Origin of the sequence: Pseudomonas sp., assembly GCF_050739935.1 — a bacterium.
Classification (GTDB): Bacteria; Pseudomonadota; Gammaproteobacteria; order Pseudomonadales; family Pseudomonadaceae; genus Aquipseudomonas.
The window spans coordinates 1-12,330 of the sequence record NZ_JBOICF010000122.1 but is presented as its reverse complement, the minus strand read 5'-3'; the positions used below and the strand labels follow the sequence as shown (position 1 = coordinate 12,330).

General features: G+C 61.0%; 15 protein-coding genes. 4 read left to right on the top strand and 11 right to left on the bottom strand.

What is annotated here, in order from left to right:
• The first annotated feature begins 16 nt into the window (after positions 1–16).
• Positions 17–874, top strand: a complete 858-nt coding sequence (locus ACRER8_RS24410) for an ion transporter (protein WP_431748743.1) — start codon at positions 17–19, stop codon at positions 872–874.
• 109 nt (positions 875–983) lie between these two features.
• Positions 984–1,982 carry a sulfate ABC transporter substrate-binding protein gene (locus tag ACRER8_RS24405; RefSeq protein ID WP_431748742.1) on the top strand — a complete coding sequence of 333 codons (999 nt, stop codon included), beginning with the start codon at positions 984–986 and terminating at the stop codon, positions 1,980–1,982.
• Between the two features lie 195 nt (positions 1,983–2,177).
• On the opposite strand, the gene ACRER8_RS24400 is transcribed toward ACRER8_RS24405, so the two are convergent.
• The 10 genes from ACRER8_RS24400 to ccmA all read right to left on the bottom strand — a co-directional run bounded on the left by ACRER8_RS24400 (position 2,178) and on the right by ccmA (position 9,887).
• Entirely contained in the window at positions 2,178–2,603 is a 426-nt protein-coding gene (locus ACRER8_RS24400; RefSeq protein ID WP_431748741.1) for a hypothetical protein, read from the bottom strand.
• Between the two features lie 35 nt (positions 2,604–2,638).
• Positions 2,639–3,844 carry a c-type cytochrome biogenesis protein CcmI gene (gene ccmI / locus ACRER8_RS24395; RefSeq protein WP_431748740.1) on the bottom strand — a complete coding sequence of 402 codons (1,206 nt, stop codon included), beginning with the start codon at positions 3,842–3,844 and terminating at the stop codon, positions 2,639–2,641.
• A complete protein-coding gene (locus ACRER8_RS24390) occupies positions 3,841–4,311 on the bottom strand; it encodes a cytochrome c-type biogenesis protein (RefSeq protein WP_431748739.1) in 471 nt (156 codons plus the stop codon). The genes ccmI and ACRER8_RS24390 overlap by 4 nt, the downstream gene beginning before the upstream one ends.
• A gap of 176 nt (positions 4,312–4,487) precedes the next feature.
• Positions 4,488–5,024, bottom strand: coding sequence for a DsbE family thiol:disulfide interchange protein (locus tag ACRER8_RS24385; protein ID WP_431748738.1), 537 nt, complete (start codon positions 5,022–5,024; stop codon positions 4,488–4,490).
• Positions 5,021–6,994 carry a heme lyase CcmF/NrfE family subunit gene (locus ACRER8_RS24380; protein WP_431748737.1) on the bottom strand — a complete coding sequence of 658 codons (1,974 nt, stop codon included), beginning with the start codon at positions 6,992–6,994 and terminating at the stop codon, positions 5,021–5,023. Before ACRER8_RS24380 ends, ACRER8_RS24385 begins: the two co-directional genes overlap by 4 nt.
• A 3-nt stretch (positions 6,995–6,997) precedes the next feature.
• A complete protein-coding gene (gene ccmE, locus ACRER8_RS24375) occupies positions 6,998–7,462 on the bottom strand; it encodes a cytochrome c maturation protein CcmE (protein ID WP_431748736.1) in 465 nt (154 codons plus the stop codon).
• Positions 7,459–7,635 (bottom strand): heme exporter protein CcmD, encoded by a 177-nt coding sequence (gene ccmD, locus ACRER8_RS24370; protein WP_431748735.1) that lies wholly within the window; start codon positions 7,633–7,635, stop codon positions 7,459–7,461. Before ccmD ends, ccmE begins: the two co-directional genes overlap by 4 nt.
• Positions 7,632–8,450 carry a heme ABC transporter permease gene (locus ACRER8_RS24365; protein ID WP_431748734.1) on the bottom strand — a complete coding sequence of 273 codons (819 nt, stop codon included), beginning with the start codon at positions 8,448–8,450 and terminating at the stop codon, positions 7,632–7,634. The genes ccmD and ACRER8_RS24365 overlap by 4 nt, the downstream gene beginning before the upstream one ends.
• A gap of 133 nt (positions 8,451–8,583) precedes the next feature.
• Complete coding sequence (ccmB, locus tag ACRER8_RS24360; RefSeq protein ID WP_431748733.1) at positions 8,584–9,255, bottom strand: heme exporter protein CcmB; 672 nt, start codon at positions 9,253–9,255, stop codon at positions 8,584–8,586.
• Entirely contained in the window at positions 9,252–9,887 is a 636-nt protein-coding gene (gene ccmA, locus ACRER8_RS24355) for a cytochrome c biogenesis heme-transporting ATPase CcmA (protein ID WP_431748732.1), read from the bottom strand. Before ccmA ends, ccmB begins: the two co-directional genes overlap by 4 nt.
• 213 nt (positions 9,888–10,100) lie before the next feature.
• Between ccmA and ACRER8_RS24350 the strand changes: the two genes are divergently transcribed.
• Positions 10,101–11,729, top strand: coding sequence for a flagellar hook-length control protein FliK (locus ACRER8_RS24350; protein ID WP_431748731.1), 1,629 nt, complete (start codon positions 10,101–10,103; stop codon positions 11,727–11,729).
• The gene (locus ACRER8_RS24345) at positions 11,729–12,049 is read left to right on the top strand and encodes an EscU/YscU/HrcU family type III secretion system export apparatus switch protein (protein ID WP_431748730.1); all 321 of its coding nucleotides are present in this window, start codon (positions 11,729–11,731) and stop codon (positions 12,047–12,049) included. Before ACRER8_RS24350 ends, ACRER8_RS24345 begins: the two co-directional genes overlap by 1 nt.
• Positions 12,050–12,126: 77 nt before the next feature.
• On the opposite strand, the gene ACRER8_RS24340 is transcribed toward ACRER8_RS24345, so the two are convergent.
• The coding region (locus ACRER8_RS24340) for a hypothetical protein (protein ID WP_431748729.1) at positions 12,127–12,330 on the bottom strand (204 nt) is incomplete at its 5' end.

The window sequence follows — 12,330 nt, the reverse complement described above, 5'->3', positions numbered from 1 at the left end:
TAATCGGAACTGCCCTATGGACAGCAACACCAACTGGCGCGAACAGCTACGCATCATCGTTTTTCAAAGTGACACCAAGCCCGGTCGGCGCTTCGACAAGTTCCTGCTGCTGATCATCCTCTGCAGCCTGCTGGTCGCGATCATCGACAGCATCGAGGCGGTGCACCGCGAATACGCCGACCTGTTCGCCTGGATCGAATGGGGCTTCACGTTCGTCTTCGCCGTCGAATACATCCTGCGGCTGTATTGCTCACCGAAGCCGCTGAAATACGCCTTCAGCTTCTACGGCCTGATCGACCTGCTGGCCATCGTGCCGGGGATCCTGGCCATCTATTACAGCGACGCGCAGTATCTGTTGATCGTGCGTGTGGTGCGGATGCTGCGGATCTTCCGTGTACTCAAACTGAGCCCTTATCTGAAGCAGGCCAATTACCTGCTGGCGGCATTGCGCGGCAGCAGGCAGAAGATCATCGTGTTCCTGGTTACGGTCTCGACGCTGGTGACGGTGTTCGGCACGCTGATGTACGTCATCGAAGGCCCGCAACATGGCTTCACCAGCATCCCGAAAGGCATTTACTGGGCGGTCGTGACGCTGACCACCGTCGGCTTCGGCGACATCGTGCCGACGACGACGCTCGGCCAGATTCTTTCATCGCTGGTGATGATCACCGGTTATTCGATCATCGCCGTGCCCACGGGGATTTTCACCGCCGAACTGGCCCATGCCATGCGTGGCGATCAGTTGCAGCACGACTGCCCGGTGTGTGCCAAGAATAGTCACGAGCAAAGCGCGGCGTTCTGCTCTCGCTGCGGCAATGCGCTGTTCCCCAAGGTCGATTCGATTTCAGCCTCCAAGCCTTCCGCAAAAGCATAAGGACAGATGTTTTTAATCTATAAGCAGCTGAGGGTTTTCGTTATAGTCGCGGCCATTAGCCATCCCTTTAATCATAAGAACATCTCCCACACGACAAAGGAATTTCGCAGTGAACAGACTCTTCGCCGCCTCCCTCCTGGCTGCCGGACTGGCCTTCGGCAGCGCCGCCCACGCCGCGCCTCAACTACTGAACGTCTCGTATGACGTCATGCGCGACTTCTACAAGGACTACAACGCCGCGTTCCAGAAGCACTGGCAAGCCGAGCACAAGGAAGACGTCACGCTGCAGATGTCCTTCGGCGGGTCGAGCAAGCAGGCACGTGCGGTCATCGACGGTCTGCAGGCGGACGTGATCACGATGAACATGGCCACCGACATCAACGCCTTGGCCGACAACGGCGACCTGGTGCCGCAAAACTGGGTCACTCGCCTGCCGAATAAAAGCGCGCCGTTTACCTCGGCGACTGTGTTCATCGTGCGCAAGGGCAACCCGAAAGCGCTGAAAGACTGGAACGATCTGGTCAAGGACGGCGTAGAAGTCGTGGTCCCCAACCCGAAAACCTCGGGTAACGGTCGTTACACCTACCTCTCCGCATGGGGCTATACCCTGAAGAATGGCGGCGATGAAGCGGTGGCGAAAAAGTTTGTCGGTGAGCTGTTCAGCCATGTGCCGGTCCTCGATACCGGCGGCCGTGGCGCCACTACCACGTTCATGACTAACCACATCGGCGACGTGCTGGTGACCTTCGAAAACGAAGCCGAAATGATCGCCCGCGAGTTTGGACGCGACCAGTTCGAAGTCGTCTACCCCAGCGTTTCCGCCGAAGCCGAGCCTCCGGTGAGCGTGGTCGACAAAGTGGTCGAGAAGAAAGGCACCCGTGCCCTGGCCGAGGACTACCTCAAGTACCTGTGGTCACCGGAAGGCCAGGAAATCGCCGCTGCCAACTACCTGCGCCCGCGCGACCCGGCGGTTTTGGCGAAATACACCGACCGTTTCCCGAAAGTCGACTTCCTCGATGTCGAAAAAACCTTCGGCGACTGGCGCATGGTACAGAAGACCCACTTCAATGACGGTGGCGTGTTCGACCAGATCTATCCGGCCAAGTAAGCGGTTGGAATGAACGAAAACGGCGACCTGAAGAGGTCGCCGTTTTTTATGCCGCAGCTGGTACGCCACCCTGTAGCAGCATGGCTTGCTGGCGGTGGCGGCCTCGGGATCGCTGCCGCCGGCAAGCCAGGCTGCTATGCCCTTTGGGCAGAATCCAGGGCAATCGGCGTCCTGGTTAAAGCGTGGTGTTCAGTCTCAATTCCCGAACTGCCGACTCAACCCAGGTGGTACGCCGCTGGAATCGGTTTCCTGCCATGGGCCGGCTGGCGAGGTGGCCCACGTCCAGCCGTTGTTCCAGCGATAGTAGGTGCGCTGGCGGTAAAAGGTGTTGGGCACGTTATCCAGCACATGCACGCCGAGCTTGGCGTCCCAGTGGCTGTTGCCACCGGGCGGCGGGGCGAAGTTGGCGGAGGTTTTCGGGCCGGACGGAATCGGTGTCGACGGAGGGGTCTGGGGCGTGGTGCGAGGCGTTCCCGGCTGCGGTGTGGGCTGCGGATTCGGAGAGCCTCCCGGAATGCTCGGAATCGGCTCCGAACTCTGTGGACCAGGGTGCTGGACTGCACAGGCGGTACTCAGGGCCACCACCACACTCAACAAGGCAAATCGTGCGACGCGATACATAGGTCTTCTCAACTGTGTGGGCCGCGCGATCCGAATTACTGATCGGGGCTGTCGATGGTCAGGGCCTGACGGGCAGTCACGTTGCTCGACAACGGCTGGCTGCGACCGATCCACTCGCCGGAAGTGGGCTGCCCTGCGCGGGATACCCGAGCAACCAGTTGGACTTCCGGAAAGTTCGACAGTTTCAGCTGCGGCATCATTGCGTCGGCGTCGGTCAATTCCACTTCCGCTGGCAGATCAGCCACCGTCACGCGCTTGACCGCCAAAGGAGCGGGCGGGCCAGAGACGGCGCGGGCGAAGACGAACACGGTGTCACCTGGCCGGACCTTGTCCTTCAACGCATCGGACAGCGCCACATGCACCTTCAGATGCGCACCCACGGCCGCTGCCAAAGGCGCGTCCCGCAACGTCCCGCCACTCTGAACCAGCCTGTCGCTGGCGTTGGCGATGCCGCCCTCCAGCGCAGAGCGTGACGGATCATTCGGCGGCAGCACCGCGAGCAAGCGCTTCCAGAAATCCACCGCCTCCTGGAAATGCTGGCTTTCAAAGGCGTTGATGCCCTTCAGGCCCAGGCTGGTGACTTCGTTGGGATCAAGCTTCAGCGCCTCGTCGGCCAGCTCCTGAATCTGCGGAGTCCAAGCCTTGTTACTGGCGAAATACAGCGCCTGTGCCCACTGTCCCAGCAGTTCCGGTTGGCGACCGGCCAACGCCACGGCACGCTCGAACATCCCCGCCGCATCGGCCGGACGGTCCTGGGCCATGTAGGTTCGGGCGAGGAAATAGATGCTCTCGGCTGAATCGGGCTGCGCCTTGACCGCACGCTCCAGGCGTTCAGTCATCTGTGCCAGCGAACCCGGCGGCTGGGAGAACTCGCGGGTCAGCTCGACCTTGTCGCTGGCGCCGAAATGCAGGTAAAGCGCCAGGCCCAACACAGGCACCAATACCGCCACCAGCAACGGCAGTGGTTTGCCCAAGCGCGAAACGCGTTCGGCGGAAGCACCTTCGGTGTCGGCCAGCAATTCACGCGCGGCTTCGGCGCGGCCGCTGTCCATCTGCGCGGCGGTCAAGACACCTTCGGCCTGCTGCTCCTGCAGTTCTGCCAGACGCTCCTGATAGAGGGCGACGTTAAGGGCGGTGCGATCTTCCTCGCTTTGTGCACGACGACCCCGCAACAGCGGGATCAGCAGGAAACTCAAGGCCACCAGCAACAGCAGGCCGGCGGCTAGCCAGAAATCGATCATTCGTGGTTTTTATCCAACAGGTGGGCGAGGCGCTGACGCTCCTCGTCGGAAAGCACATCGGCTTCTTCAGGACGTGGCTGACGACGACGCCTGACGATCACGCCAATCAGCGTCACCCCGCCAAGCAGCAAAGCGGCAGGGCCGAACCATAGCAGCCAGGTGTGGGCGTTCAATTCAGGCTTGTAGCGCACGAACTCGCCATAGCGATCGACCATGAAATCGATGATCTGCTGATTGCTCTGCCCTTCACCGAGCATGCGGTAAATTTCCTTGCGCAGGTCGGCGGCGATGGGCGCATTGGAGTCGGCGATGTCCTGATTCTGACATTTCGGGCATCGCAGTTCACGGGTCAGCTCGGTGTAACGGGCGCGCTCGGCTTCGTCCTTAAAGGTGTAGGCGTCGATGGCGGCGTGAGCGATGCTGGCGCTACCGACGGTCAACACCACACCAGCGAACAGACGTAGCACTAGCGCATTAGCAGAACGCTCACGGTGTAATCCTGTGGGCGCGAATTCATTCGCGATGCGGCCGCATATCCGATAGAGACGTATTGCCCGAACTATCGATTCGCGAATGAATTCGCTCCCACAGATGGATCTGCGGCGTAGGCGCATCCATTCCGCTGCAAAGGCATACGAACGGATCATTGCTTATCCTCATCGACCAGCCCCTGATACAAGCCGGCAAGCTTCTCCCGCCACACCGTCTCGTCGATCACGCCGACGTGCTTGTAGCGAATGATGCCCTTGCGGTCGATCAGGAAGGTTTCCGGCGCACCGTAAACGCCCAGATTCAGTCCCAGGCTGCCCGCTTCATCGTTGATGTTCAGCTGATACGGGTCGTGGAAATCCTTGAGCCACTTCAACGCGTCGGCGTTGACGTCCTTGTAGTTCACGCCATAGATCACCACGCCCTGCTGCGCCAGCTTGGTCAGCACCGGATGTTCGACGCGGCAGGCAATGCACCAGGTGCCCCAAACGTTGACCAGCGCTGGTTTGCCAAGCAAATCAGCGCGGGTCAGCGGTTTGCCGTCTTGCACGGCGGGCAAGGAAAACTCGGGGAAAGGCTTGTCGATCAATGCCGACGGCAGTTCCGAAGGATCCAGGTACAGCCCTCTGTAGAGAAACACCGCCATACCCAGAAACAGCACCAACGGAATCAACAACACCCAACGCTTCATACTGCCGCTCCCGACAGACCCAGGGCATCGCGCACCTTGGCCCGGACCTTGACCCGATAACGCTTGTCCAGTGCAGCGAGCAAACCGCCCAGCGCGGTAATCAAGCCACCGAACCAGATCCAGCGCACGAACGGTTTGACATGCACGCGCACGGCCCAGGCGCCGTTGTCCAGCGGCTCGCCCAGCGCGACATACAGATCGCGGAAGAAACCGCCATCGATGCCAGCTTCGGTCATCATCGAACGCTGCACCGTGTACAGCCGTTTTTCCGGGTACAACACGGTCACTTGTTTGCCATCCTCAAGAACCCGAATAGTGCCTTCGTCAGAGGTGAAGTTGGGGCCTTGAAGGTGTCGGGCACCGTCGAAGACGAACATATAGCCGCCCAGTTCGACCGAGTCGCCGGGGGCCATGCGCAGGTCTCGCTCGGCGCTGTTCTGGCTCGACAACACCACGCCCAGGGCGACCACGGCGATGCCGATGTGCGCCAGTTGCATGCCCCAGTAACTGCGGGTCAGCGAACGCATGCCTTTGAGAAGGCCCTTGTGACGCGTCTTGTCCAGCAGATCACGCACACCCGCCAGCAGCACCCAGGCGGCCAACAATACGGTCGCGAGCACTGCCCAATGGAAATCGGCCATGGCGAAGCCTGCGATCAACGCCAGCACCGCGCTGCCGATCAGCACCGGCGTCAGCATGCCCAGCAGCCATTTGACCGGTGTGTCTTTCCAGCGCACCAGCACGCCGACGGCCATGACCGCCATCAACAGGCCCATCAGCGGCACGAACAGCGCGTTGAAATACGGCGGGCCGACCGACATCTTCGCCCCGCTCAGGGCATCCAGCACCAGCGGATACAGAGTGCCGAGCAGAATCATCGACGCAGCCACCACCAGCACCAGGTTATTGCCCAGCAATAGCGTTTCCCGCGACCAGAGGCCGAAGCCGACGTGGCTTTTCACCACTGGGGCGCGGATGGCGAACAACGTCAGCGAGCCGCCGACCACCATCAGCAGGAACACCAGAATGAACACGCCACGTGCCGGGTCGGAGGCGAACGCATGCACCGACGTCAGCACCCCGGATCGGACGAGGAAGGTGCCCAGCAGACTCAGGGAAAACGCGGCGATAGCCAGCAACACGGTCCAGCTTTTGAACACGCCGCGTTTTTCAGTGACCGCCAGCGAGTGAATCAGCGCAGTGCCCACCAGCCACGGCATGAACGAGGCGTTTTCCACCGGATCCCAGAACCACCAGCCGCCCCAGCCCAGCTCGTAATAGGCCCACCATGAGCCCAGAGTGATGCCTATGCCGAGAAACGCCCAGGCGACGATGGTCCACGGCCGCGACCAGCGCGCCCACGCGGCATCCAGACGACCGCCGAGCAACGCGGCGATGGCGAAGGCGAAGGCCACCGAGAAACCGACGTAACCCATGTACAGCATTGGCGGGTGGATGATCAGGCCGGGATCCTGCAACAACGGATTGAGGTCGCGGCCATCCTGGGGGATCTGCGGCAGGATGCGGCTGAATGGGTTGGAGGTGAGGATCAGAAACAGCAGAAAGCCCACGCTGATCATGCCCATGACCGCCAGCACCCGCGCCAGCATGACCTGGGGCAACTGTCGGGAGAACACCGACACCGCGAAGGTCCAGCCGCCGAGAATCAACGCCCAGAGCAGCAATGAGCCTTCGTGGGCACCCCAGACAGCGCTGAATTTGTAGTACCAGGGCAAGGCACTGTTGGAGTTTTCGGCGATGTAGGCCACCGAAAAATCATCGACCATGAACGAGTACGCCAGGCAGCCGAACGCGAACACCAGAAAGGCGAATTGGCCCCAGGCGGCAGGCTGAGCCAGGCCCATCCATACGCGATCGCCGCGCCAGGCGCCGATGAGCGGCACGATGGCCTGCACAACGGCGAAGCACAGGGCCAGGATCATGGCCAGATGGCCGAGTTCGGGAATCATGGGTTACCCCTGTTTCGCAGGTATGGACGCGCCCGGCGCTGACTGGCCACTGTCCTTCAAGGCTTTGGTGACTTCCGGTGGCATGTATTTCTCGTCGTGTTTGGCCAGCACTTCATCGGCCACCACCACGCCATCGGCATTGAGCTTGCCGAGCGCGACGATGCCCTGCCCTTCACGGAACAGGTCTGGAAGAATGCCGCGATAAGTAATGGTCACCGACTTGTTGAAATCGGTGACCACGAAGGTTACGTCCAGCGAGTCGGCGGAACGCTGCAGCGAGCCTTTCTCGACCATGCCACCGGCGCGAATCCGGGTGTCATGGGGCGCTTCGCCGCTGGCGATCTGGGACGGGGTGTAGAACAGGTTGATGTTTTCCTGCAGGGCACTGAGCGCCAGGCTTACCGCGATGCCGACTCCGGCAATAATCGCCGCGATGATCAACAGGCGCTTTTTTCGCAGCGGATTCACGTGTTGCTCTCCCGGCGCAAACGACGCGCCTCTTGTTGCAGGTAACGCCGACGCGCCAGCAGCGGTGACGCGACGTTGATCGCCAGCACGGTCAGGCAGATGCCATAGGCGCTCCAGACGAACAGCCCGTGTTTGCCCATCGCCAGAAAATCGCTGAAGGAATCGAAACTCATTGTCCGGCTCCCTTGCGCGGCGTGTGTCGGTTCGAAGCACGGCCCAGGCTTTTCAGGACTTCATCCTTGACCCAGCTGGCGCGGGACTCGCGCTTGAGCACTTCCAAGCGCATGCGCAGTAATAACACGGCACCGAAGAAGCAGTAGAAACCCAGCGCCGTGAACAATAACGGCAGCCACATCTCGGCGGGCATCGCCGGTTTTTCGGTGAGACTGAAGGTCGCGCCCTGATGCAGGGTGTTCCACCACTCCACCGAATATTTGATGATAGGGATATTGACCACGCCGACGATCGCCAGCACCGCGCAAGCCTTGGCGGCGCTGTCACGATTGCTGATGGCGTTGCCCAGCGCGATCAGACCGAAATACAGGAACAGCAGAATCAGCATGGACGTCAATCGCGCGTCCCAGACCCACCACGAACCCCAGGTCGGTTTGCCCCAGATGGCGCCAGTGACCAAGGCCACGGCGGTCATCCAGGCACCGATGGGCGCGGCGCATTGCAGCGCTACGTCGGCCATTTTCATCTTCCACACCAACCCTACAACGCCGCAGACCGCCAGCATCACGTAGCAGGACTGCGCGAGCATGGCCGACGGCACGTGGATATAGATGATGCGGAAACTGTTGCCCTGCTGGTAATCCGGCGGCGCGAACGCCAGGCCCCAGACCACACCGATGCCGATCAGCAAAGCTGCAGCGATGCTCAGCCACGGCAGCAGTCGGCCACTGATGCCATAGAACCACTTCGGCGATCCGAGTTTGTGGAACCAGGCCCAACTGAGGCCGCTTTTAGCCTTGGCGCTTGTGTTCATCACGCTGCCTTTTCATCTTTCCTCATCACGGTCTTGGTCATTGAGGCGCTTCTTTTAGCCGAAGCGTCCTGTCACGGATATTAAATAATTCTGGCTCGGCGCCTTAAAAGCTGTCCGATCGGTCAGATACCGATTATTCGCCAACGCTGATTTTCAAGCCAGCAGCAATTGCAAAAGGTGTCAGCGTTATAGCGAGTACCGTCAGGCTGCCAAGCCAAAGCAGATAGCCGGTCGAAGACATGCCCTGAAGGGCCGCTTGCAGAGCGCCGCTGCCCAGTATCAACACGGGGATATACAGCGGCAGAATCAGCAATGCCAGCAGCAGACCACCGCGCTTGAGCCCGACGGTCAGCGCCGCCCCGACAGCGCCGAGCAGGCTCAAGACCGGCGTACCCAGCAATAATGACAGCAGCAACACCGGCAGACAGGCAGTCGGCAGACCGAGCATCAAGGCCAGCAAGGGTGCCAGCAAAACCAGCGCCAGTCCCGAAAACGCCCAGTGTGCCATCACTTTGGCTAGCACCAGAAGGGGTAAAGGGTGCGACGAAAGCACCCACTGTTCAAGCGAACCGTCTTCGAAGTCGCTGCGGAACAGCCCGTCCAGCGACAGCAGCACCGACAACAGCGCAGCCACCCAGACCAGTCCGGGAGAAATGGTTTGAAGTAGTTGTGATTCGGGCCCTACGGCGAGGGGGAACAGGGCGATGACGATGGCGAAGAACACCAGCGGGTTGAGCAGTTCGGCAGGACGGCGAAACAGAAGGCGGGCTTCGCGGGCAATCAACAGGGTGAACACACGACTCATACGGCCCACTGTCCCAGATCGAGTTCGCGATAGCCAGCCGGTTTTCGGCTCAGCGTGTGGTGAGTGGTCAGCACCACGCTGCCGCCCTGCTCACAGTGGGCTGCCAGATGATCTTCCAGCTGCGCCACGCCTTGCTTGTCGAGAGCGGTGAAGGGTTCGTCAAGCATCCACAAGCCAGGCCCCGGCAGATACAGACGGGCGAGCGCCACCCGGCGTTTTTGCCCGGCCGACAGCGTGTGACAGGGCACATCTTCGAAACCGCGCAGTCCAACCGCTTCGAGGGCCTGCCAGATGGCGTCGGTGGAGACGTCGTGGTGCAAGGCGCAAAGCCAGGAGAGGTTTTCAACAGGCGTGAGCAAATCCTTGATTCCCGCCGCATGACCGATCCACAACAGGTTGTGCGCCAGCTCGTTGCGTTGTTGCGCAAGGGGTTTGCCATCGAGCAGGACATCGCCCGCGGTGGGCTGCATCAGCCCGCTAAGCAGGCGCAACAGGCTGGTCTTACCGCTGCCGTTGGGCCCGCTGATCTGCACCATGTCGCCCGCTGTCAGCCGCAGGTCGAGATGCTCGAACAGCAGGCGCCAGTCACGCTCACAACTGAGCGCCACGGCTTCAAGAACAGGGATCGACATGTGGACCTTCTTTTCGGATAGCAGGTGTGCACGGCGGTTCAAGTCAGGGTCGGACCTGCCGTTATATTGATGCAGCTTAACGGTAGCCCGCCGATGACGTCGGCGCCGGATTATACATAGATAGAAGCGGTTGCCGTTTCATCCCTGGCCCGGATGCGGCATTGCCCTTAAAAAACACGGCACCAGAGCGCAATTTTACCGAGTCGGGATCTGATGACAGGCGATATACCCAATCTTGCTCCAGTTGCAGCCGCCAGCGCCCTGTTGCGCGCGGGTGCGCCAGCGGGCGAAGTGCTCAAGCTGATGGAGCCGCGCGACGGTCTGCTCAATTCCGGTCAGGTTGCCAATGCCGAGGTGGTCAGCCTCAAGCAGCTTGGTCAGGACTTCCAGTTGCTGCTCAAGCTGACGATGGACAACGGCCGCCAGACCACTCTGCCGGTCAGCAGTACGTTGCCGTTGACGCCGGGCACCAACGTCAACGTCGCACAAGATTCCGCCAATACCCTGACCATCGGCATGCAGGACCTGCAGAGAGCCATTGCCAATAGCCTGACCAGCATCGATACCCGGCAGTTGCCGGCCGGTACGCTGTTGCAAGGCAAGGTGCTGACCACTCAGGTTGCCGCTCAGAACGTCGCGCAACTGGCCGGGCAACCTGCCAGCAGCGGCACAACGCAACCGACCAATTACCGCTCGATCGTGATGCTGCTCAACACTGCGCTGGCGGGCAGTAGCTTGACCCTCGACAGCGCGCAGCCATTACGGGTCGGCAGCCTGCTCAGTGCTCAGGTGCAGAGCAGCCAGGCGCTGAACTTCGTGGCGATGCCCAATCGCCTCGACGAACTGGCACTGGCGCAGCAATTGTCCACCCAGCAAAGCCGTCAGGGTTCGCTGCAAAGTCTGCTAACGGCGCTGCAGAATCTGCCAGCACCTTCAGGTGACAACGCCGATAATCTGCCGACTTCGTTGCGCGCCAGCATCGATCAATTGCTCGCCGACCTCCCCGATCTGCAGCAAATGACCACCGCCAAGGGCGTGGCGCAGGCCTTGAACGCCAGTGGACTGTTCATGGAGTCGCGGCTGCTGGCCGGGCAGAACCCGACGCTGGTGCCGGACATGAAGGCCAACCTGCTGCGGATCGTCGCGCAGCTTCTTCCAGGATTGCCCGATAACGTCAGCTACAACGCCGCAGCGGCGGCCAATACCTTGGCTCGGGCAATGCCCAGCGTGATTCGTAACGCGCTGGGCACACTGGGCCTGGTCGCGGCGCCCAGCGTGCCGATCAACTTTCCATTACCGTCACGCACCTTGGGGCATCCCGACAGCAAGGATGATCTGGAAACGCTTTTGAAGCTGGCGGCGGGGGCGATTTCTCGCCTGCAAAGCCATCAACTGGGCGGGCTGGAGCAGACGCGCACCAACACCGATGGCACGCAGGTCACCACTTGGCAGCTGGAAATTCCAATGCGCAATGCCCACGACATCGTGCCGTTGCAGGTCAAGCTGCAGCGTGAGGATGCACCGGAACGTGAAGACACCCCGGAAACGGCGCCCCAGCAGGCCAGAGAGAAAGAGAAGCTGTGGCGCGTGGAGCTGGCGTTCGATCTGGAGCCGCTGGGGCCGTTGCAGGTTCAGGCGCAGCTGATTGCTGGCAATTTGTCCAGCCAGATGTGGGCCCAGCGCGAGGGCGCAGCCGAATTGATCTCCGCTGAACTGGACAACCTGCGCGCCCGCTTGGTGGCCTGCGGCCTGAACGTGAAAGAGCTGGCGTGCAATCGCGGTACACCGGCCCAAGGGCCACGTACGGTGCTGGAACAACGCTGGATCGACGAGAACGCCTGATGAGCAAGCCCGAACCCACTCCGCGCCAGGCCATCGCCCTGAGCTACGACGGCCAACAGGCCCCGACCCTCACCGCCAAGGGCGACGATGCACTGGCCGAAGCGATCCTGGCCATCGCCCGGGAGTACAAGGTGCCGATCTATGAAAATGCCGAACTGGTGACCATGCTTGCGCGCATGGAACTGGGCGACAGCATTCCTCAGGAGCTGTACCTGACCATCGCCGAAATCATCGCGTTCGCCTGGCGCCTGAAAGGCAAATACCCGGCAGGATTCGACCCGGATCCGCAGCCGGTTGAGCGGGATATCACCCCGATATAGCAACCAATGGTCAGCTCCTGCTGCAGTCCGGCTTGCCCGCAGCAGGACATCACCAACGCCGCCTGCAAGCCGTGCTTCTAAAGATCCAGCGGCGTCAGGGGAAATGAGTAATCCAGACACTCCACTGTGGAGCGAATCCATTCGCGAGGGGGCCGTACAGCCGGCGCAGCTTTATCGTCTGCAAAACCTTTCGCGAATGAATTCGCTCCCACAGGAGAGTGGATTTTGTTGCAAAGACTGCGCTCGCCATCAAGGCGCAAAAGTGGGTTCTGCTTTTTGAT